Annotated in this window: 22 protein-coding genes; 13 read left to right on the forward strand and 9 right to left on the reverse strand. The window is 61.5% G+C overall.

Annotated features, from left to right (window positions below):
* Positions 1–126: 126 nt before the first annotated feature.
* Positions 127–1053 carry an SMP-30/gluconolactonase/LRE family protein gene (locus tag N2597_RS25030; RefSeq protein WP_096763859.1) on the reverse strand — a complete coding sequence of 309 codons (927 nt, stop codon included), beginning with the start codon at positions 1051–1053 and terminating at the stop codon, positions 127–129.
* Between the two features lie 177 nt (positions 1054–1230).
* On the opposite strand from N2597_RS25030, the gene N2597_RS25035 reads away from it, so the two are divergent.
* Complete coding sequence (locus N2597_RS25035; protein ID WP_096763860.1) at positions 1231–2301, forward strand: LacI family DNA-binding transcriptional regulator; 1071 nt, start codon at positions 1231–1233, stop codon at positions 2299–2301.
* Between the two features lie 11 nt (positions 2302–2312).
* Here N2597_RS25035 and N2597_RS25040 read toward each other — a convergent pair whose 3' ends face one another.
* Positions 2313–3344: an L-idonate 5-dehydrogenase gene (locus tag N2597_RS25040; protein ID WP_096763861.1), complete on the reverse strand. Its 1032-nt coding sequence runs from the start codon at positions 3342–3344 to the stop codon at positions 2313–2315.
* A gap of 10 nt (positions 3345–3354) precedes the next feature.
* Positions 3355–4296 (reverse strand): 2-hydroxyacid dehydrogenase, encoded by a 942-nt coding sequence (locus N2597_RS25045; protein WP_183595978.1) that lies wholly within the window; start codon positions 4294–4296, stop codon positions 3355–3357.
* Between the two features lie 135 nt (positions 4297–4431).
* On the opposite strand from N2597_RS25045, the gene N2597_RS25050 reads away from it, so the two are divergent.
* The 7 genes from N2597_RS25050 (at position 4432) to N2597_RS25080 (ending at position 10885) form a co-directional block, all read left to right on the forward strand.
* Positions 4432–5196: an SDR family oxidoreductase gene (locus tag N2597_RS25050; protein WP_096763863.1), complete on the forward strand. Its 765-nt coding sequence runs from the start codon at positions 4432–4434 to the stop codon at positions 5194–5196.
* 13 nt (positions 5197–5209) lie between these two features.
* Positions 5210–5764 carry a gluconokinase gene (locus tag N2597_RS25055; protein ID WP_096763864.1) on the forward strand — a complete coding sequence of 185 codons (555 nt, stop codon included), beginning with the start codon at positions 5210–5212 and terminating at the stop codon, positions 5762–5764.
* Positions 5754–6647 carry an NAD(P)-dependent oxidoreductase gene (locus N2597_RS25060; RefSeq protein ID WP_183595980.1) on the forward strand — a complete coding sequence of 298 codons (894 nt, stop codon included), beginning with the start codon at positions 5754–5756 and terminating at the stop codon, positions 6645–6647. The genes N2597_RS25055 and N2597_RS25060 overlap by 11 nt, the downstream gene beginning before the upstream one ends.
* A gap of 101 nt (positions 6648–6748) precedes the next feature.
* Entirely contained in the window at positions 6749–8245 is a 1497-nt protein-coding gene (locus tag N2597_RS25065) for a sugar ABC transporter ATP-binding protein (RefSeq protein WP_183595982.1), read from the forward strand.
* A gap of 18 nt (positions 8246–8263) precedes the next feature.
* Positions 8264–9304 (forward strand): ABC transporter permease, encoded by a 1041-nt coding sequence (locus tag N2597_RS25070; RefSeq protein ID WP_096769207.1) that lies wholly within the window; start codon positions 8264–8266, stop codon positions 9302–9304.
* Positions 9305–9354: 50 nt separating this feature from the next.
* Complete coding sequence (locus tag N2597_RS25075) at positions 9355–10452, forward strand: ABC transporter substrate-binding protein (RefSeq protein ID WP_096763931.1); 1098 nt, start codon at positions 9355–9357, stop codon at positions 10450–10452.
* Positions 10453–10546: 94 nt separating this feature from the next.
* Positions 10547–10885, forward strand: coding sequence for a hypothetical protein (locus N2597_RS25080; RefSeq protein WP_009994201.1), 339 nt, complete (start codon positions 10547–10549; stop codon positions 10883–10885).
* A 32-nt stretch (positions 10886–10917) separates the two neighbouring features.
* Here the strand turns inward: N2597_RS25080 and N2597_RS25085 are convergent, their stop codons facing one another.
* Positions 10918–11073 carry a hypothetical protein gene (locus N2597_RS25085; RefSeq protein ID WP_179363869.1) on the reverse strand — a complete coding sequence of 52 codons (156 nt, stop codon included), beginning with the start codon at positions 11071–11073 and terminating at the stop codon, positions 10918–10920.
* Between the two features lie 402 nt (positions 11074–11475).
* On the opposite strand from N2597_RS25085, the gene N2597_RS25090 reads away from it, so the two are divergent.
* On the forward strand, positions 11476–13440 hold the full coding sequence (locus tag N2597_RS25090) for a HAMP domain-containing methyl-accepting chemotaxis protein (RefSeq protein ID WP_183595984.1): 1965 nt from the start codon (positions 11476–11478) through the stop codon (positions 13438–13440).
* 77 nt (positions 13441–13517) lie between these two features.
* Here N2597_RS25090 and mctP read toward each other — a convergent pair whose 3' ends face one another.
* The 5 genes from mctP to N2597_RS25115 all read right to left on the reverse strand — a co-directional run bounded on the left by mctP (position 13518) and on the right by N2597_RS25115 (position 18056).
* Entirely contained in the window at positions 13518–14993 is a 1476-nt protein-coding gene (gene mctP / locus N2597_RS25095) for a monocarboxylate uptake permease MctP (protein WP_040113042.1), read from the reverse strand.
* Complete coding sequence (locus N2597_RS25100; RefSeq protein ID WP_007539443.1) at positions 14983–15180, reverse strand: DUF3311 domain-containing protein; 198 nt, start codon at positions 15178–15180, stop codon at positions 14983–14985. The genes mctP and N2597_RS25100 overlap by 11 nt, the downstream gene beginning before the upstream one ends.
* 248 nt (positions 15181–15428) lie before the next feature.
* On the reverse strand, positions 15429–16100 hold the full coding sequence (gene mctR, locus N2597_RS25105) for a two-component system response regulator MctR (RefSeq protein WP_183595986.1): 672 nt from the start codon (positions 16098–16100) through the stop codon (positions 15429–15431).
* Complete coding sequence (gene mctS / locus N2597_RS25110; RefSeq protein WP_183595988.1) at positions 16097–17482, reverse strand: two-component system sensor histidine kinase MctS; 1386 nt, start codon at positions 17480–17482, stop codon at positions 16097–16099. The genes mctR and mctS overlap by 4 nt, the downstream gene beginning before the upstream one ends.
* 85 nt (positions 17483–17567) lie before the next feature.
* A complete protein-coding gene (locus N2597_RS25115) occupies positions 17568–18056 on the reverse strand; it encodes an Lrp/AsnC family transcriptional regulator (RefSeq protein WP_479725377.1) in 489 nt (162 codons plus the stop codon).
* Between the two features lie 133 nt (positions 18057–18189).
* On the opposite strand from N2597_RS25115, the gene N2597_RS25120 reads away from it, so the two are divergent.
* From N2597_RS25120 to N2597_RS25135, 4 genes are read left to right on the forward strand one after another with little or no spacing between them, the layout of a single operon-like run.
* The gene (locus N2597_RS25120; protein ID WP_096763869.1) at positions 18190–18969 is read left to right on the forward strand and encodes an ABC transporter ATP-binding protein; all 780 of its coding nucleotides are present in this window, start codon (positions 18190–18192) and stop codon (positions 18967–18969) included.
* A gap of 48 nt (positions 18970–19017) precedes the next feature.
* Positions 19018–19791 (forward strand): transporter substrate-binding domain-containing protein, encoded by a 774-nt coding sequence (locus tag N2597_RS25125; RefSeq protein ID WP_040143114.1) that lies wholly within the window; start codon positions 19018–19020, stop codon positions 19789–19791.
* A 12-nt stretch (positions 19792–19803) separates the two neighbouring features.
* Complete coding sequence (locus N2597_RS25130; protein WP_096763871.1) at positions 19804–20529, forward strand: ABC transporter permease; 726 nt, start codon at positions 19804–19806, stop codon at positions 20527–20529.
* A 13-nt stretch (positions 20530–20542) separates the two neighbouring features.
* Positions 20543–21232 (forward strand): ABC transporter permease, encoded by a 690-nt coding sequence (locus N2597_RS25135; protein WP_183595990.1) that lies wholly within the window; start codon positions 20543–20545, stop codon positions 21230–21232.
* Positions 21233–21298 lie beyond the last annotated feature (66 nt).

A 21298-nucleotide genomic window follows, 5' to 3' on the forward strand; every position in this document is an offset into this window, starting at 1 on the left:
ATCAGTTTACAGGCTGATAAGCAATGCGTAGGAATCAGCTTATAGCATGAGTAAGGATGTGCATTTATCAGAGCCGTGGGCTGATTCCGTTGTCAAGCCCCACTCAAGAACGGGACGATGCGCGCGCTATCCCAGTCTTGACCCGTTGGCCGTGAGATACACGGCGTAGAGCGACGTGGTTGCGGTGATGAAGAGGCGGTTTCGTTTCTCGCCGCCGAAAGCGACATTGGAGACGATCTCGGGAATATGGATCTTGCCGATCAGCGTGCCATCTGGATCATAGCAGTGCACACCGTCGTCGGCGCTCGTCCATATCCTTCCCTTCCGGTCGACGCGGAAACCATCGAAAAATCCCGCGGTGCATTCGGCGAAAATACCGAGATCGGTGAGCTTTCCATCACCCGATACAGCAAGCTTTCTGATATGGCGCGGACCGCCGGATAGGTGCGTCCCGCCGGTATCGGCGACATAAAGCACCGTTTCGTCAGGCGAGAACGCCAGCCCGTTCGGCTTGATGAAATCCGAAGTCATCCGATCGGTTGCGCCTGTTGCCGGATCATGCCGGTAGACGTGGCATCCGCCAATTTCCTCTTCGCCGTAGTCGCCCTCATAGTCGTGGAGGATGCCGTAGCTCGGGTCGGTGAACCAGACGGTGCCATCGGATTTGACTGTGACGTCGTTGGGCGAGTTAAGCCGTTTGCCGGCAATCCGATTGGCCAGCACGGTAATCCCGCCGTCGAAATCGGTTCGCGTGACGCGGCGCGTCAGATGCTCGCAGGTGATCAGCCGGCCCTGATTGTCGACCGTGTTGCCGTTGGAGTTGTTGCTGGGCGAGCGGAAGACAGATGTCTGCCCGCTTGTATCGTCGTAGCGCATGAGGCGGTTGTTGGGGATATCGGAGAAGATCAGGTAGCGCCCGGCGGCAAACCAGGCCGGCCCCTCCAGCCAGCGGCCGCCCGTCCAAAGCCGCTCGACGCGCGCATGGCCGACGAAGCAGTTTTCAAAGCGCGGGTCGAGCACCTCGAACCCCGTACCCTCGATTTCCCCGAACATGACGCCTCTCCTCGCAAAAATTGTTATCGATACCATTTTGTCCTGCTTTGTGTCCTACGTACAGAGCAGTGGACTGTGAAACGCGGCACTCCAGCAATAATATCCATTGTGCGATGATAGCGATAACTTTATCGTATCCTCAGTTGCCAACTCGGAAGCTGTTTAAGGGCGGGGCTAGTGAAAAACGAGGATGAGCCAAAAGACAAACGTCCTAAGGGAGGAGACGCCCAGAAGCTGACAATGGCCGAAGTCGCCAAATATGTCGGTGTATCGGCCATGACCGTTTCGCGCGCCTTTCGCCAGGATGCAAGCGTTTCCGAAGAGACGCGGAAGCGCATCATGGAAGCGGTCGATGCGCTCGGTTACGTCATCGATCTCTCGGCCGGCAGCCTTTCCTCGCGCCGCAGCGGCTTCATCGCGGCGCTCGTGCCCTCCATCAACAATTCGAACTTCTCCGACACCGCCCGCGGAATCACCGATGCGTTGGAGAATACCGGCCTTCAGCTTTTGCTCGGCTACACCGACTATGCCGCCGAGAAAGAGGAGAAGCTGATCGAAGCGATGCTGCGCCGGCGCCCCGAGGGTATCATCCTGACAGGCGGCTCGCATACCGACCGGGCGCGGCGCATGCTTGATAAGGCTGGCATTCCGGTGGTTGAAACCTGGGAAATTCCAGAAGAGCCGATCAATCATGTCGTCGGCTTTTCCAATAGCGAGGCGATGTCGCTGCTGGTCCGGACGCTTGCAAGCCAAGGCTATCGGCGGTTCGGCTATATCGGGGGAACGACGGCGCGCGATACGCGCGGCAGCCAGCGCCGAAGCGGGTTTTTAAAGACCGTCGACGAACTGGGATTGGGACCGGGCAGGGCGATTTCCTTCGGCGTGCCGCCAATCACCATGGAACAGGGCGGCCAGGCGGTGATGAGCCTCCTGGAGCGCTGGCCGGACACGGAAGTCGTTCTCTGCGTCTCCGACCTTTCAGCCTTCGGTGCGATCATGGAATGCAAGCGCAGGGGAATGCGCGTGCCTGAAGATATCGCCATTGCCGGTTTCGGCGACTACGAGATCTCGTCGATCTGTCATCCCAGCATCACCACGATCAATGTCGACTGTTACGGCATCGGCCGTCAGGCCGCCGTCCGCCTGCTCGATGCCCTGCAGGCGGGCGGCGAGGCGACCGGCGACGAGATCATACTGACCGGCTATAGGGTCGTGTTGCGCGAGAGCACAGATCGAAGCGCCCGGTAATCCGTGCCTTGTCAGAAGGCGATCTGGACTTTCATCGACTTGCTGCGGTCGCTTGCCAATTCAAAGGCGGCGACGGCCTCATCGATCTTAAAGACACCTGTCAGCAGCGGCTTCAGATCGACGCGTCGCGCGTTGATCAGCTCGACGGCAAGCGCAAATTCCTCGTGAAAGCGGAATGTTCCGCGCATCTCGATTTCCTTGGCGACGATCATGTTCTGCGGGATGGAGACATCGCCGCCAAGGCCGAGTTGCACGAGAACGGCACGGGGCTTCAGCACTTCCAGACCGGCGCGCACCGCCCGCTCATTGCCCGATGCTTCGAACATGACGTCGAAATATCCCTTGTCGGCGCCGTAGGCGGCGAGGTCGGCGGCATGCGTCGCGACATTGATCGTTCGATCCGCACCGCTGGTGCGGGCGATCGCCAGAACGCTGTCGGTCACATCGGTCGCGACGATTTCGCGGGCGCCGAGAACGCGCGCAGCAACGATCGCCAGCATGCCGATCGGGCCGCAGCCGGTGACGAGCACCCGTTTACCCAGCAGTGATCCGGCGCGGCTGGCGGCATGCAGCGTCACGGCGAAGGGTTCGGCGAAGGCCGCTTCGTGAATGGAGATGCCGTCGGCGACCTTGTGGCATTGCCAGCGCTCCGCCACCAGCCGCTGGCGAAAGCCGCCCTGAATATGCGGCATCGGCATGGCGCTGCCGTAAAAGCGCATGTTGAGGCAGTGGTTCTGCTGTCCCTTCAGGCAATATTGGCAATGATTGCACGGCCGGCTCGGAGACACCGCAACACGGTCTCCGACGACAAGATCGCTCACGCCGGCACCCAGCGCTTTGACCGTGCCGGCGATCTCATGGCCGAGGATCATCGGCTCGCGCAGGCGCACGGTGCCGAAGCCGCCATGATTGTAATAATGCAGGTCGGAGCCGCAGATGCCGCCGGCTTCGATCGCAATCTCAACCTGCCCCTCTCCGGCAACCTCCGGTTGGCGCTCCTCGATCCTGAGATCCTTGGCGGCATGAATGACGATGGCTTTCATAGCGAAACCCTCACACGACGGGAGTTGGAACCGGGTTGCCGGCAAAATGCGCGGCGAGATTGTCTCTGACCAGTTGACCCATGGCCTTGCGGGTTTCGACGGTACCGGAGCCATGATGGGGCTGCAACACCACGTTTTGAAGCGTCAGGAAACGCGCATCGATCTTCGGTTCGTTGAGGAAGACGTCGAGGCCGGCAGCCTGAATGGTGCCGTTCTGCAGGGCCGCGATCAGCGCCTCTTCATCGACGGTGGTCCCGCGCGAAACATTGATCAGCATGCCGTTGGGACCGAGCGCTTTCAGCACTTCGGCATTGATGATCTTCATCGTCGCCTGTCCGCCGGGGACGATGACGATCAGGAAATCGGCCCAATCGGCAAGCGCCACCAGGTCCGGCTGGTAGGCATAGGCGACATCCTTGTGCTCATTGCGGGCAAAATAGGCGATGTCGCAGCCGAAAGCGTCAGCCCGCCTGGCGATTGCTTTGCCGATCCGCCCCATGCCGGCGAGCCCGACCTTCTTGCCGGAGACCCGCGTTACCAGCGGCATGGCGACATTGCCCCACTGGCCGGCGCGGACGAAACCATCGGCCTGCGGAATCTGCCGGGCCGTCGCAAGCAGCAGGCCGATGGCGATGTCGGCCACGTCCTCGGTCAGCACATCGGGGGTATTGGTGACGCGAAGGCCGTTGGCGCGGGCATAGGACAAGTCGATAGCGTCGGTGCCGACGCCGTAGCAGGAGACGATCTCCAGCTTCGGCAATTGCTTCATCAGCTCGGCGGAGGCGCCGAGTTCACCGCGCGTCGCGATGGCGCGAATATCCTTGCCGACCCTTGTGATCAGTTCCTGCCGGTCTGTCGCTTCCCACAGACGGTGAACGCGATACTTCGCCTCCAGATCGACCATATCCCATTCCGGATAGGCTCCGGTCATCAAGATCTCTACCTCAGGCATTCCGTCTCCGTCCCGCATTTTGACAGTTGATTATGTTATCGATAACATATAATCCGGAAAAGCGATGTCAAGTGAGTTTCACCTGAAGTGGCGGTATAAGCCGTCATTCGCAGCGACACCGGAGGAGTTACTTGCATGAAGAACCTGTTTGATCTAACCGGACGGCTTGCCCTGATCACCGGCTCGAGCCAGGGGATCGGTTATGCGCTGGCCGAGGGCCTGGCGCAGCATGGCGCCGAGGTCGTCATCAACGGCCGCACGCCCGAAAGCGTCAAACGGGCCATAGAGAGCCTCAAGGCTCAAGGCCTGTCTGCCCATGCGGCCATCTTCGATGTGACCAGCAAAGACGCCGCCAAAGCGGGCATCGATGCGATCGAGGCCGATATCGGCCCGCTCGACATCCTGATCAACAATGCCGGCATGCAGTTTCGCACACCTCTGGAGGATTTTCCGGCGGACAAATGGGAGCTTTTGCTGACCACCAATATTTCGAGCGTGTTTTACGTCGGCCAGGCGGCCGCCAAAGCCATGATCGCTCGCGGTCAGGGCAAGATCATCAACATCGCCTCGGTTCAGAGCGAACTGGCCCGTCCCGGCATCGCCCCTTATACGGCGACCAAGGGCGCCGTGCGCAACCTGACGCGCGGCATGTGCGCCGACTGGGCCAAGCACGGCCTGCAGATCAATGCGATTGCGCCGGGTTACTTCAAGACGCCGCTCAACCAGGCGCTTGTCGACAATCCCGAATTCTCGTCCTGGCTCGAGAAGCGGACGCCGGCCGGTCGCTGGGGCAATGTCGAGGAACTGGTCGGTGCCGCCGTTTTCCTCTCAGGCCGAGGCTCGTCTTTCATCAACGGCCACACGCTTTATGTCGATGGCGGCATCACCACCTGCCTCTGACAGAGACGCGACGATGGAGCTCGAGAAAGAAGCGCTGCCTCCGGCCGTCGTGGTCATGGGTGTCAGCGGTTGCGGCAAATCCTCGGTCGGCGAGGGCATCGCCGCTCGAAACGGCATGCGGTTTGTGGAGGGCGACCAGCTCCACCCGGCTCGCAATGTCGAGAAGATGGCGAAGGGCATACCGCTCACCGATGATGACCGCCTGCCGTGGCTCGACCGGATCGGCGTGGAAATAAAGGCCGCGCAAGACGCGTCGCAAGGATTGGTGATCTCGTGTTCGGCGCTGAAGAGAAGCTATCGGGACAGGTTGAGGCAGGCGGCAGGCGGGCGCCTGGCCTTTGTTTTCCTGGAGGGGTCGCGCGATCTGCTGCTGTCGCGGATGCAGGCCCGTCAGGGCCATTTCATGCCGGCGTCGCTGCTCGATAGCCAGTTGCAGACGCTGGAACCGCCCACCGGTGAAGCCGGTGTGGTCACTGTGACGATCGATATGGCTTTGGATGATATGGTGGCGCTGGCTTGTGAGGAGCTGAGAGGCGCGGCCGTCAAGGGAGGGTTTCATGCAGGATGATTATAGAGCAGACATCGCAGTCATCGGTGCCGGCATCATGGGCACGGCGATTATCACGCGCTTGATTGAGACCGGGCACAAAGTAACGGTCTTCGATCTTGATGCCGAAAAGGTTGCGGCGCTGGAAGCCAAGGGGGCTCGCGCAGCTGCTTCCGTGGAGGAGGCGGTCTCCGCCTCGCAATTCTGCGTGCTCAGTCTCAATCACGCCAGCATCGTCCGCGCCGTCGTTTTCGGCGAGAAGGGGGTTGCGGCGGCGGCCAGCGCCGACAAGCTGCTGATCGACATGTCCTCCATCGACCCCGCCGAAACGGCAGATATGGCGAAGCGGCTGCGTGCGGAAACCGGCATGGCATGGGTGGATTGCCCGCTTTCGGGCGGCGTGCCCGGCGCGCTCGGCGGCAAATTGACGATCATGGCCGGCGGCAGCCCCGAGGATTTCGAGCGGGCGCGCGTGGTGATGCGGCATCTTGCCGCTAATTATACGCTGATGGGCGCCTCCGGCGCCGGGCAGACCACCAAGCTGATCAATCAGCTGTTCTGCGCCGTGCTGTTTCAGGCAGTCGCCGAAGCCGTCAAGCTCGCCGAAGCCGGCGGCGTCGATCCCTCAGCCATTCCGGCTGCCCTTGCCGGCGGCAGAGCGGACAGCCGGATATTGCAGGAATTCATGGCAAAATTCGCCGCCCGGGATTTCTCGCCGACGGGCCGGATCGACAATATGCTGAAGGACCTGGACTCGCTTCAGGCTTTTGCGCTGAAGACCAAGACGCCGCTGCCGATGACGGGTGCGGTGGTGGAGATTCACCGCCTGCTGTGCGCCGCCGGGCTTGGGCCGAAGGACTCCGCCGAGATGATGCATCTCCTCGACGGATTTCGCGCCGGCTGACCTCATCTTGCGGGGTGGGAATTGTCACTTTCCGCTTGACTACTGATGAATGTTATCGATAACATCTGTTTATAACAGCTGCAGCTTTGGGAGGAGCCACAGTGGAAGCCAAGAGACTGCTGGAGTTCCAATCGATCACCAAGAGCTTCGGCGGCACGCAGGCGCTGCGTGACGTGTCGATCGATCTGCGCGAGGGCGAGATCCTTGCACTGCTGGGCGAAAACGGCGCCGGCAAATCGACGCTGATTAAGACGCTTGCCGGCATCTACAAGCCGGATCATGGCGACATCCTCTTTCGCGGCCAGAGCTACCATCATTGCCCGCCGAAACCGAACGAACGGCAGCCGGTCGCCTTCATCCATCAGGATCTCGGTCTGATCGAGTGGATGACGGTCGGCGAGAATATGGGTCTGTCGCAAGGCTTCTCGATGCGAAGCGGTCTCATCGATTGGAACAGGACGCAGGCGCGGTCCAAGGAAGCGCTGAAGCTCGTCGGCTGCGACTTCGATCCGACGACGCGGGTCTCGGCCCTGTCGCGCACCGAAAAATCGCTCGTCGCCATTGCCCGCGCGCTTGCCGTCGAAGCCGACGTTCTGGTGCTCGACGAGCCGACGGCGAGCCTGCCCGCCGATGAAGTCGATCGGCTGTTCAACGCCATCCGCCCCCTGAAAGAGCGCGGCGTCGGCATGATCTATGTCTCCCACAGGCTCGACGAGATCTTCCGAATCGCCGATCGCGTCGCCGTGCTGCGCGACGGATGCATGGTCGGGCAGAAGCCGGTCAGCGAGACCACCCCGGACGAACTGGTGACGATGATCATCGGCCGCAGCGGCGACAGCCTCTTTTCCAAGACCGAGATCAAGCCCGGCAAGGCGATCGTCGAGGTTCGCGACGTCGTCTGTGCCGGCACGAGCCCGATATCCTTCGATATCCGCGAGGGTGAGCTGCTTGGACTGGTCGGATTGCGTGGCGCCGGCCAGGAAAGGATCGGCCGGGCGCTGTTCGGCTGCGAGCCCTTCAACGGCTCGGTTCTGCTGCATGGCGAGGCGCCGGATCTTTCCAGCCCGCGGCAGGCCATGGCCTCGGGCATCGGGCTGATTGCCCGCGACCGGACGGAGGAATCCGTCGCACTATCGCTGTCCATTCGGGAAAATACCTATCTCAATCCGGGCGCCGTCGGCCGCGGGATTTTCTCCGTACTGTCGCCGCGTGGCGAAGCCGATCTTGCCCATGCGATCGGGCATTCCGTAAACCTCAGACCGAACGATCCGGATCTGCCGGTGGAGGCGCTGTCCGGCGGCAACCAGCAGAAGGTGGTCGTCGGCCGCTGGCTGGCGACCGGCCGCAAGCTGCTGGTCGCCGAAGACCCGACCGCCGGCGTCGACATCGGCGCGCGCGCCGAAATCTACCGCCTGATCACCCAGGCGCTGGAAGCCGGTCTCGCGGTCGTCGTAGTCTCGACGGATTTCGAGGAAATCGCCCATATCTGCCACCGCGCGCTGGTTTTCTCGCGCGGCAAAATTGTCAGCGAACTGAGCGGAAGCGCCCTGACGACGGAGGCGGTCATCACCGCCGCCTCCGCGTCGGAAGCGGCTTGAGCCATCGGGAGAACAGCCATGCAATCCATAGAATCCACCGCGCTGGAGCCGACCAAGAGCGAAATGGCCGGCCTGTCCACCGGCCAGAAGATCGGACGCCTGATCCCGGTTTACGGTCTGGTCATCCTGACCGCCGGCCTGATCGTGCTCTTCTCGATCCTCCTGCCCGATACGTTCCCGACCGTGCTGAACGTCCGCTCGATCGTCTCCGACAAGGCGATCATCGCGCTTCTGTCGCTGGCCGCAATGATCCCGATGGCATCGGGCCGCATCGATCTGACCGTCGGCTACGGCATCGTGCTCTGGCATATTCTCGCCATCAGCCTGCAGACCGCCTACGGCCTGCCCTGGCCGGTCGCGGTCGTCATCGTTCTCGCGCTCGGCGTCCTCACAGGCTTCATCAACGGTCTGCTCGTCGAAGTCGCCAAGATCGACAGCTTCATCGCCACGCTCGGCACCGGAACGGTTCTTTACGCGCTTGCCCTCTGGCACACCGGCGGCCGGCAGGTGGTCGGTGTCCTGCCGGACGGTTTTTATGCGCTGAACGGCACCATGCTCTTCGGCCTGCCAATCACCGGCTTCTATGTGCTGCTGATCGCGATCTGCATGTGGATCGTCCTCGAATACCTGCCGATCGGCCGTTATCTCTATGCCATCGGCGCCAATCCCAAGGCTGCGGCCCTCAATGGCATTCCCGTCCGCAAATTCGTGATCGGCGCCTTCGTCACCTCGGGCCTGCTGGCGGCGTTGACCGGCGTCCTTCTCGCCTCGAAGCTGCGCATCGGCCAGGCGAGCGTCGGCCTCGAATATCTGCTGCCGGCGCTTGTCGGCGCCTTCCTCGGGTCAACGACGATCAAGCCGGGACGGGTGAACGTCTGGGGGACCCTGATCGGCGTCATCATCCTGGCGGTCGGCATTTCGGGAATTCAGCAATTCGGCGGGTCGTTCTTCGTCGAACCGCTGTTCAACGGCGTGACCCTGCTGATTGCCATCGGCATAGCAGGTTATGCCCAGCGCAAGCGCGGAGCTGTGAGGAGGATCACACCCGCATCCAAATGAAGATGCCGGCTCATCCGGCATTCCAGAACAAACAAAATGGAGGAGTGAACATGAAGCGCAGGACTTTAATGCAGGCAACGGTCGCAACCGTCGCCCTTATGCTGAGCGTGCCGGCGATGGCGGATTCGATGGCTGACGCCAAGGCCGTGGTCGAGAAATATGCGTCCAAGGTGAGCGCCTGGGATGGCCCGACGAGCGGCCCGAAGGGCGCCACCGGCAAGAACATCGTCATTCTTGCTGCCGATATGAAGAACGGCGGCATCCTCGGCGTCGTCAACGGCGTTCAGGAAGCGGCAGGCGCATTGGGCTGGACGGTGAAGGCGCTGGACGGCGCCGGTTCGATCGGCGGACGCACAGCGGCTTTCGGCCAGGCCATGGCGCTGAAGCCCGATGGCATCATCATCAACGGCTTCGACGCCGTCGAGCAGAAGCCTGCGATGGAAGCGGCGAAGGCCGCCGGCATTCCGATGGTTTCCTGGCACGCCGCTTCGGCGGTCGGCCCGGTTCCTGAGGTCGGCGTATTCGCCAATGTGACCACCGACGCGATGGAAGTCTCGAAGTCTGCGGCCGATTGGGCCTTCGCCGATGCCGGCGGCAAGCCGGGCGTCATCATCTTCACCGACTCCACCTATGCGATCGCGATTGCCAAGGCCGACCGCATGAAGAAGGAGATCGAAGATCTCGGTGGCACCGTGCTCGAATATGTCGACACGCCGATCGCCGAAACCTCCCAGCGCATGCCGCAGCTGACCACCTCGCTGCTGCAGAAGTACGGCGCCAAGTGGACGCATTCGCTGGCGATCAACGACCTCTACTACGACTTCATGGGCCCGTCGCTTGCCTCGGCCGGCATTGCCGGCGACGGCAAGCCGGTGAATGTCGCGGCCGGTGACGGCTCGGAGAGCGCCTATCAGCGTATCCGTGCCAAGCAGTACCAGGCCGTCACGGTGGCCGAGCCGCTCAATTTGCAGGGCTGGCAGCTCGTCGATGAATTGAACCGCGCCTTCGCCGGTGCTCCGTGGTCGGGCTATGTCTCGCCGTTGCACGTGGTGACCAGTGAGAATGTCGAATTCGACGGCGGACCGAAGAACAGCTTCGATCCCGATAACGGCTATCGCGATCAATACAAGAAGATCTGGGGCAAATAGGCCTTTCAAGCAGGGCGTATCAACCGGTACGCCCTGATCCCTGACATCACATCACTAACGATCCAGCTCCTGCGAGTTTTGGAAGAGAGAACCTATGATCATTCGTTACGCTTTGTTTGAGGGCGAAATCCATCCCGGTCGGGAAGAGGAATTCCGCGACTTTGTGAGACAGCAGCTCGTTCCTCTCTGGACGCAATTTCCGGGTGCGGAGGAAATACGGGTGCTGGACGGGGTGGAGCGCGACGAGGGTGCTCCGGTCTATGCCATGGCGCTCGCCATTCGTTATCCCGACATGGAGGCGGTCGATATGGCGCTGCGCTCCAATGTGCGCTCGGAGAGCCGCGAGGTGACGGGGGAGCTGCTGAAGCTCTTCACGGGCAAGGTGCACCATCACGTATTTTCGGCCAGCGAATACCCGCCGCAGATCGCCTGACATCAGGCGGAGCAGCCGGCGAGCACCAGGCGTTACGCCGCCGTCGCCACGCAGCGGTGGCGGCCGGCATTCTTGGCGACGTAGAGGTTGGCGTTAGCGATATGCAGTGCTGCCTCCAGCTTGTCGGTCAAAGACCAATCCGCCAGAAGATAATTCGCGATCACATCGGCACGCGCTTCCGCAAACATTCGGCACTCTTTTCTGCAACAGTTGATAAAGCGTCTTTCTATGTAGCAACTTGAAATATACTTTCGCGTACGAAAATCAGACGTTTTGCGCAGAAATACAGAAGAAATATACAAAAAGCGCAGCAGAGTGACCCCTCTCGGCGTCGTTTACACTCTCTAAAATATATCACCTTATTTCTAAGGTATCGGAGCGGCGTTCCCAGAGATCGTCACCTACGCCATGACGGCGGGCCGGGATCCGAATCTCGTATCACATCGAAGTTGTTACCACGACGCAGGCGCCTCGCATTTCGATGCGTTGGCTCTGCTCGGGACAACGGGGTCCCACATTTGAACGAGATGCGGCGAACGATCCTGGGGCAAGACACCTGTGACAAACCTCCCATACGACGGAGAGTGGCAATGAAGAGCATTCAGAATTTCGGGGTCGCGGTGCGTCTCGCCCTTGGCTTCAGCTTCCTGATCTTGCTGATGGCCGGCCTGAGCATTTATTCGGCGGTCAAGGTCGCGGAGATCAACAGCAATCTCGAAACGATCAACGACGTTAACAGCGTCAAACAGCGGTTCGCCATCAACTATCGCGGCAGCGTGCACGACCGGGCGATTGCCATTCGCGACGTGACCCTGGTGACCTCTGCCGATGAGCGCAAGGCGGCCGAGGCACTGATCGAAAAGCTCGCGGCTTCTTATGCCGAGAACGAAAAGCGCATGGCCGATATGGTCGCATCTCCGGCGGGTGCGACGGACCAGGAGAAGTCCATCCTGAAGGAGATCGCCGACATCCAGGCGAAAACCAATCCCCTGGTCGCCCAGATCAGCGCGCTGCAGGGAAAGGGTGACGGCGAGGCTGCCCGCAAGATCCTGCTCGAACAGGCGCGGCCGGCCTTCGATGCCTGGCTCGGCGCCATCAACAAATTCATCGACTACCAGGAAGCACTGAACAAATCGATCGGTGGAGACGTCCGCAGCACGGCCAGCGGCTTCAAGCCGATCGTCCTGACGGCGCTGGGCATCGCGGCTCTTCTTTCCGTCCTCGCCGCGGTCATTACCGCACGTACGATCGTCGGCCCGCTGGCAAAACTGCAGCTTTCGCTGAAGGCGATGGCGGACGGCAATCTCGATGGCGATCGTCGCCTCGAAGCGCGCGGCGACGAGATCGGCAAGCTTGCCCGCGCCGTGGCGGGATTGCGCGACGCCATTTCGGCAAAGGCGGAGCGGGAAGCCGATGCGGAAGCCAGGCGGGCCGTCGCGGAACGTCACCGGCTCGAACAGGATGCCGACGAGCGCCGCACCCTTGCCGAGCAGACGGACCGGGCCGTTGGCCAGCTTGGCAGTGCATTGCAGGCACTGGCCAATGGCGACCTCACGCAGCAGATCGGCACACCGTTCATCCCGTCTCTGGAAAAACTCAGAGCCGACTTCAATTCCGCGGTCGAAAAGCTCCGTGCCGCCATGCAGAAGGTTGCCGAGAACGCCAGCGCCATCGCGGCCGGCGCACAGGAGATCCGCTCCGCTTCGGACGATCTCGCCAAGCGGACCGAGCAGCAGGCCGCCTCCGTCGAGGAGACCGCCGCTGCCCTGGAAGAGATCACCACCACCGTCGCCGACTCCAGCAACAGGGCTCAGGAGGCAGGCCAGCTCGTCCGCAAGACGAAAGACAATGCGGAACGCTCGGGCGGTGTCGTGCGCGACGCAGTCGATGCTATGGGCAAGATCGAATCCTCCGCCACCGAGATTGGCAGCATCATCGGCGTCATCGACGAAATCGCCTTCCAGACCAACCTGCTGGCGCTGAACGCCGGCGTCGAAGCGGCCCGCGCCGGTGAAGCAGGCAAGGGCTTTGCCGTTGTTGCCCAGGAAGTGCGCGAACTGGCGCAGCGTTCCGCCAAGGCGGCAAAGGAAATCAAGGAGCTGATCAACGCTTCGAACGGCCATGTCAAAAACGGCGTCGCCCTGGTTGGCGAAACCGGAAAGGCCCTGCAGGAGATTGCGGTACAGGTGCAGCAGGTCGACGGCAATGTCGGGGCCATTGTCGGCGCCTCGCAGGAGCAGGCGACGGGGCTGAAGGAAATCAATACCGCCGTCAACAGGATGGATCAGGGCACGCAGCAGAACGCCGCGATGGTCGAGGAAGCCACAGCCGCCGCTCACAAACTCGCCAAGGAAGCCGACGCACTGTTTCAGCTCCTGGGTCAGTTCAACATTGGGGGAGCGGTGGCATCGAGGCGCATGTCGCAGCCGGCTCCGGCGCATGCTCAGCCCGTGGTTTCGCCAGCGCGCCAGATGATTGCCAAGGTCAGCAGGTCGTTCCAGGGGAGTGCAACCCAGGGGAACGCAGCATTGGCCGGCGATTGGGAAGAGTTTTAATCGTCAGATCTCTCTTCAGCCTCCGCTGAAAAGGTAAGCGACGAAGGGCAGCGTTTGCTGCCCTTCGTGTTTTTATCTTACGCCCGGGCCGGGACCTTGGCCGGAAGCAGGGCGTTGACCACGACCGCAACGGCGATGTTTGCCGCCAGCGCCAGCAGGCCGGTATAGACGGTGAAGGGTTCACCGCCGAGGCTGATCATATGCAGCGGCTTCCAGCCGGCATCCCAGACGAGGTAGGTGCCGCCGCAGAAGCCGACGAACCAGCCGGCAAGCAGACCGGGTGCGCGGAACCAGTTGGTATAGAGACCGAAGACAAGAGCCGGCAGCGTCTGCAGGATCCAGATGCCGCCGAGCAGCTGCAGGTCGAGTGCGAACTGCGTCGGCAGGAAGATGATGACGAGCAACGCGCCTACCTTCACCACCAGCGACGTCACCTTCGCGACCTTGGCTTCGCCCGCATCGCTGACCTTGGGGTCGACATAGGCCTTCCAGAAATTGCGGGTGAAGAGGTTGGCGGCGCCGATGCTCATCACCGCCGCCGGCACCAGTGCCCCGATCGCGATCGCCGCAAAGGCGAAGCCCGAGAACCAGCCCGAAAACAGCGTCTTGAACAGGGTCGGAACGACGTCATTGGCACTGTCGAGCTTCAGGTTGGCGGCATGGCCCATATAGCCGAGCAGCGCCAGAAGTCCCAGCAGCAGCGTATAGGCGGGCAGCATGATCGCATTCTTGCGGATCGTCTTGCCGCTGTTGGAGGCAAAGATGCCGGTCAGCGTATGCGGATACATGAAGGCCGCCAGCGCCGAACCGAAAGCGAGCGTGGCATAGGCGACATACTGATTGCCGCCGAGCAGCAGGTTGCCGGAACCCTTGGCCTGGAAGGCCGCGTCAGCCGATGCGAAGACATTGGCGTAGCCGCCGAGCTTCGACGGGATCAGCGCGACCGCTGCGATCACCACAATATAAATCATGATGTCCTTGACGAAGGCGATCAGAGCCGGCGCGCGCAGGCCCGCCGAATAGGTGTAGAGCGCCAGCACGATGAAGGCGATCGCCAGCGGCAGCTCGCCGTGCAGTCCGAGCGCCTTCAAGACCGCCGTCATGCCGACGAGCTGGAGGGCAATGTAAGGCATGGTGGCGATGACGCCCGTCGCCGCGACGGCGAGCTCGAGACCGCGCGATCCATATTGGCCGTGAACGACGTCGGCCGCTGTCACATAGCCGAAATCCTTGGCGCGTTTCCACAGGATCGGCATGACCATGAACACGAAGGGATAGACGACGATCGTATAGGGCAGCGCGAAGAAACCGTAGGCGCCGACGGTATAGACAAGCGCCGGGACGGCGATGACTGTATAGGCGGTATAGAAATCGCCGCCGACGAGGAACCAGGTGATCCAGGTGCCGAAGTTGCGTCCGCCGAGGCCCCATTCATCGATATGGGCGAGCGTCTCGGGCTTGCGCCAGCGGCTGGCGACGAAACCCATGACGGTGACGAGGGCGAAGAAGAAGATGAAGACGGCGAGCGCCGTGCCGTTGATGTCAGTCGTCATGGCGAACGCTCCGATAGGCGATCCAGGTCAGCGTCGCCGTGATCGGCACCCAGAGAAGCTGATACCAGTAGAAGAAGGGGAAGCCGAAAAGCGACGGCTCGCGAAGATTGTAGAACGGCGGCCAGAGCAGACCTATGTACGGAATGATCAGCAGCCATAGCGCTGCCTTGCTACGTGGTTTTTCCATGTCGGAGTACCTTTCAGGCGCCGCGGTCGGCGGTCGCCATGTTCCAGTTGTCGGCGTGGAAGGCAGGTCTGTCAGCCGGCGGCGGCAGCAGGCCCGGTTCGGGTCGCTCGAGCTTTTCCGGCGGATCGGAAGCTGATGTAACGCATGTGAATTCCTCCCAACGGCTTGGCGCTTGGCAAGCCGCGAATGGAGTCCTAGGGCGTCGGTTTTATCCTCACAAGATGGGCGCAGAGCCGAAATACCGGGCTCTACCCAGAAGTGGGTAGGCGCGAATTCGGGTCGATTTTCGAGGCGATGCCGTGATCGAGCGCGTAGCGGATCAGGCCTGCGGTGGTGGCGATGCCAAGTTTCTTTTTGAGGTTCTTGCGATGGGTTTCCGCCGTGGCAGAGCTTATCCCGAGCACTTCGGCGATCTCGCGGTTGCTCCGGCCGGCAACGATCAGCCCGAGGATATCGCGTTCGCGCGGCGTCAAGGGGTCGCTCCCCTCCTCCGCCCGTTCCCCCATCAGCGCGTCGAAGACGCCGGAGGAGAAATAGGTGCCGCCATCCGAGACGGTTTCGATCGCCGCGACGATCTCCTCTGTGGAGACGTCTTTCAGAACATAACCGGCGGCGCCGCGCATGACCGAAGAGGAGATATACTCGCGGCTGTCATGCATGGAGAGCATCACGACGCGGGTCTGCGGAAGTTCGCTCCTGAACAGTTCGATCGCATCGATGCCGCTGAGCTTCGGCATGTTGATGTCCATCAGCACCACCTGCGGCTGGATCTGCCGGGCGATATCGAGCCCGGCTTGCGCTAGCCCGGCGGTGCCGGCGACCTCGATATGATCGAATGTCTCGAGCACGGCTTTCAATCCGTCCAGCACCAGCGGATGGTTGTCGATCAGGAGTACCTTGATTTTCGGGCGTTCCGTCATGCGGCTTGCGCCTGCTTGCCAGGGGCAAGATTGGCCGATCTCGGCATCATCGCCGTCAGCGTCGTGCCGGCCTCGCTGCTGTTGATGAGAAGCAGGCCCCGGAAGTGCGCCATCCGCTCCTGCATGTTGCGCAGGCCGAGGCCCGAGCCGCCGGACGTGCCATCCCTAGCGCCATCGAAGCCGGTGCCGTTGTCGGAGATGGTCATTCGGGCGCGGCCGCCGTCGCTCCAGAGCTTGACCGAAAGCTTCGAGGCGCCCGAATGCCGTTCGACATTGTTGAAGGCTTCCTGGGCGACGCGATAAAGGGCGGTGCTGGCTTCCGCCTTCAGCATGCCGGCAAAGCCCGAGGCGTCGATCGTCGTCTCGATCCCCGTCCGTTCGGCAAAGTGATGACACAGTGCCTCCAGCGCCGCCGTCAGGCCGAGATCGTCGAGCACGCGCGGGCGCAGATCATGCGAGAGCAGCCGGATTTCCTTGATGGCGCCGTTCAGCGCCTCGACGCCGCGCTCGATGGTCAGTGCCGCCTCGTCGACATTGGTCCTGACCTTGCGGCCGGCGAGATCCATCGCATAGCGCACGCCGAGAAGATTTTGGGAGATGCCGTCATGCAGCTCGCGCGCCAGCCGGGTGCGCTCCTCTTCCTGGGTGTCGATGACCCGCTGCGTCAGCTCCTTGAGCCGGCTGTCGGCCATGCGGCGTTCGTGGAAGGTCAGCAGCATGCAGGTGGTGAAAACGACGAGCACTGCGGGCACGGCGATCAGCGCGACGATGACGAAGGTCCGTCTGATATTGGCGCGCATCACCTTGTTGGCGGCCGCACTTTGGGCGAAGACGTCGTCCAGATAAACGCCGGTTCCCACCACCCAGTGCCATTTGTCGAGACTGACGACGAAGGAGAGCTTGTCGGCGATCTGTCCGGTGGAAGGTTTCTGCCATTTGTACTGGTGCAGGCCGCCGCCCGCCTTTGCGGTGGCGATCAGCTCGGCAATCACCTTGTCGCCATCGGGATCCGTCAGGTCGAGCCAGTTTTGTCCATGCCGGAAGCTCTGGCGCGGATGAACGATATTATTGCCGTCATAATCGTAGACGAAGAAATAGCCGTCTTTGCCATAGTCGAGCGAGGTCAGAATACTAGCCACCTGCTGTTTGGCGGCTTCGTCGTCGGGGCCGGCCTTGTCGTAGATCGTCTGGATGGCCGATAGGGCAAGATTGGTCAGATTGAGGATCTCGGCTTCCCTCGTCTTCAGCATGTTCTGCTCGAACGTCTCGATGCTGTTCTTGGCGAGATTTGCCGATTGCCAGGTGATGAAGGTGGTGATCGCGAGGATCGAGATGACGAGGGGGACGATCGCCAATGCGATGATCTGGTGTCGTAACGTCAACGATCGGTCCTCCCCGGGATGCGCGCCGGAATTATGCGCTTTGCCGAATGCGAGTCCAGCGGCTTGTCGGTGTGGCCGGCAAGCGCTATCCCACTGGCACGAACAGGCCGAGCTTGACGTCGCGCAGCACGACATTGGTGTGCATGCGGCGGATCTGCGGATTGTCAGCCATGATCAGGGCGGCAATGTCGTCATAATGCTCAACATCGCGGGCAGTGACGATCGCGATCAGATCGACGGCGCCTGTGACGTAATAGACTTGCTGAATATGATCCTGCTTCTCCGCCCAAAGGCGGAATTTCGCCAGCGCGTCGTAATTGTCGCGCTCGATCTCCATGCCGACGATGAAGACCATCGATGTCGCCGTCGCCTTGCGATCCAGTACGGCCACCTCCGCCTTGATGATCCCCTCCTCGCGCAGCCGCTTCAACCGCCGCTGCACGGCGGAGACCGACAGTCCGACCCGTTCGGCGATGGTTTCAGCTTTCAACTGGCAATCGCGCTGAACGATATCGAGAATGTCGCGGTCAAAACGATCCAGTTGCTCCATGGTCCAGTCCGATCCTTGCCACAGCAAGCGTTGCGCCACATTCGCAGCGTTGAAAACATTATTTTGCTCATAATATGCAAAAGAGATGGAAATTGCGCGAAAAAACCGCGTTCTTTTATCATTATCCTTCGCAGATTGAATTCAGCCGGAACCATGCATGTCGGATCAACCCTTTCCTGCTCTTCGCGTCGAAGATCTTCACAAAAGCTTCGGCTCACAACAGGTTCTGAAAGGTATCTCGACTGAGGCCCACAGGTCGGACGTAATTTCGATCATCGGTTCGTCCGGCTCCGGCAAGAGCACGTTTCTCCGATGCATCAATTTCCTGGAAACGCCGGATCGCGGCCGCATCGCCGTCAACGGCGAGGAAGTCGCGCTGAAGGCCGGCCGCGGCGGGCGGCTGCAGCCGCAGAGCTGGCGGCAGATTGAACGGCTGCGGACGGGGCTCGGCATGGTCTTCCAGAGTTTCAATCTCTGGGCGCATCGCACCGTGCTGGAAAACGTCATCGAGGCGCCGGTGCATGTCATGGGCATTTCAAAGCGCGAGGCGATCGAAAAGGCGGAATCTCTGCTCCACAAGGTCGGGCTCTTCGACAAGCGCGACGCCTATCCCGCGTTCCTCTCCGGTGGCCAGCAGCAGCGCGCGGCAATTGCGCGGGCGCTCTGCGTCGATCCCGCCGTCATGCTTTTCGACGAGCCGACATCGGCGCTCGATCCGGAGCTGGTCGGTGAGGTCCTCAAGGTCATCCGCGATCTCGCCGAAGAAGGCCGAACCATGCTGATCGTCACGCATGAAATGCGTTTCGCCCGGGATGTTTCGAGCCGCGTCCTCTTCCTGCATCAAGGACGGATCGAGGAGGAAGGGTCGCCGGAGCAAGTTTTCGGGGCGCCGGTCAGCGCCCGCTGCCGGGAATTCACCCGTCTCAGCGCCCATTGATCCACATCAGCCATCATCGACAACACACGAACCAGGAGATACCTGCGAATGAAACTGCTCCCCACGCTTTTTGCCGGCGCGGCACTTGCGCTTTCTGCGGTTGCCGCACAGGCCGAAGTCCGCTTTGGCGTCATGAATGAATCCTATCCGCCGTTCTTCGCCAAGGACGCCTCGGGTGAGTGGCACGGCTGGGAAATCGACCTGATGAACGCCGTTTGTGCGGAGATGAAGGAGAAGTGCTCAATCGTCGACATTTCCTGGGATGGTCTCATTCCGGCTCTTGAGAGCAAGAAATTCGACGTGATCTGGTCATCGATGTCGAACACGGCGGAACGCTCGAAGGTGATCGACTTCACCGACAAGTACTACAACACCCCGAGCACGCTGATCGGTCCCAAGGACCAGAAGCCGGGCGCCACTGCCGAGGATGTGAAGGGCAAGACCATCGGCATCCAGGTGTCGACGATCCAGTCCGAATATTACAAGAAATACTTTGCCGAGGCTGCCGACGAAAAGACCTATCAGACGCTCGACGAGGCTTTCCAGGATCTCGCCTCCGGCCGTATCGACTACGTCTTCGGCGATTCCTTGGCGCTCGACGCCTTCCTGAAGAGCGACGGCGGCAAGGATTGCTGCGCCAAGATGGGAGATGTCGCCGACGACAAGGAAATTCTCGGAGCCGGCGTTTCGGGCGGGTTGCGCAAGGAAGATACGGAGCTGAAAGCCAAGCTGAATGCGGCAATCGCTGCGGTTCGCGCCAACGGCCAGTATGACGCCATCACCAAGAAATACTTCGATTTCGACATCTACGGCGCGAAGTAAGCACTGCAAAAAATGGCGACCGCGCAACAAGGCATTCTGGATCTGCTGTCTCCCTATCCTCCGGGATGGGGCGGCGTTCTTTTGGCAGGCGCGGTCTCCACGGTCGCCATCTCGGCTTGCGCCTTCGCAGTCGGAATTTTGCTCGGCACCGGCGGCGCGTTTGGAAAGCTCTCGGGCAATCGCGCGCTCCGCCTGGTGCTCGATCTCTACACCACTGTCATTCGCGCTGTTCCCGAGCTGATCCTGATCGTCGGGCTCTATTATGCCGGCACCGACGGCCTCAACCGGCTGCTGGCGGCGTTGGAACTGCCGCCGATCGAAGTGAACGGTTTTGTCGCGGCCGTCGCCGTGCTCGGCTTCGTGCAGGGCGCCTATATGACGGAAGTGCTGCGCGGCGCGATCCTTTCCATTCCCGCCGGCCAGATCGAAGCCGCCAAAGCTTTCGGCATGGGGCCGGCGCTGCGATTTCGCCGCGTCTTGCTGCCGGCGCTGTTGCCGAACGCGCTGCCGGGGATGGCCAATCTGTGGATGTCGGTCACCAAGGACAGCGCGCTGGTGGCGGTCGTCGGCTACCAGGAACTGGCGCTCGCCACCCGCCTCGCCGGGGCGAGCACCAAACACTACTTCGTGTTTTTCCTCGCTTCCGCCCTTCTCTACCTCGCCATCACCCTCGTTTCCAACGTCGCTTTCAAGCTGATCGAAGGACGGGTGCGGCGCGGACAGCCGCGTCTCGCCTGAGGAAGCCGCGCCCATGAGTTTCACCTGGATCTCTTCCTATTGGCCGCTGCTTCTGACCGGCGCCTGGCAGACCGTGGCGCTGCTGGTCATCTCAGTGGTGTTCGGTTTCATCATCGCCATCGGTCTGGCCTTCGCGCAGGTCAGCGGCGGCAGGCTGACGCGGCTGCTTGCCCGCGGCTACTGCACCTTTTTCCGTGGCACGCCGCTGCTGATCCAGCTGTGGCTTCTCTATTACGGCGTCGGCTCGCTGCTGCCGATGGTCCCCGGCATACGCCAGACCCTGTTCTGGCCGATCCTGCGCGAAGGCTTCTTCTTCGCCGCGGTCAGCTTCACGCTGAATTATGCGGCTTACGAGGCAGAGGTGCTGCGCGGCGCGCTGCTTGCCGTTCCCAAGGGTGAGCTCGAAGCCGGGCGAGCCTTCGGCCTGTCGCCCTGGAAACTGACCCGCCGCATCTGGCTGCCGCGCGCCATCCGCATTGCGCTGCCGACGATCGCCGGAGAGATCGTCATGCAGCTGAAGGCGACGCCGCTTGCCTTCACGGTTACGGTGATGGATCTCTATGCCGTGGCCAACAAGGTTCGCCAGGACACGCTGCTGGTCTATGAGCCGCTGCTTGTCGTCACCCTCTTCTATCTGGCCCTGACCGCTGTCATCGCCCGCGTCTTTCGAGGTCTCGAAGCGCAGGTGCCGGTGCGGCGTTAGGCGGACGGACGTTTCTCACTTTGTTTTTAAAGCCCGCCGCCGGCAACGGCGCGACAGCCTGAATGG

Source organism: Rhizobium sophoriradicis, assembly GCF_025200795.1.
Classification (GTDB): Bacteria; Pseudomonadota; Alphaproteobacteria; order Rhizobiales; family Rhizobiaceae; genus Rhizobium; species Rhizobium sophoriradicis.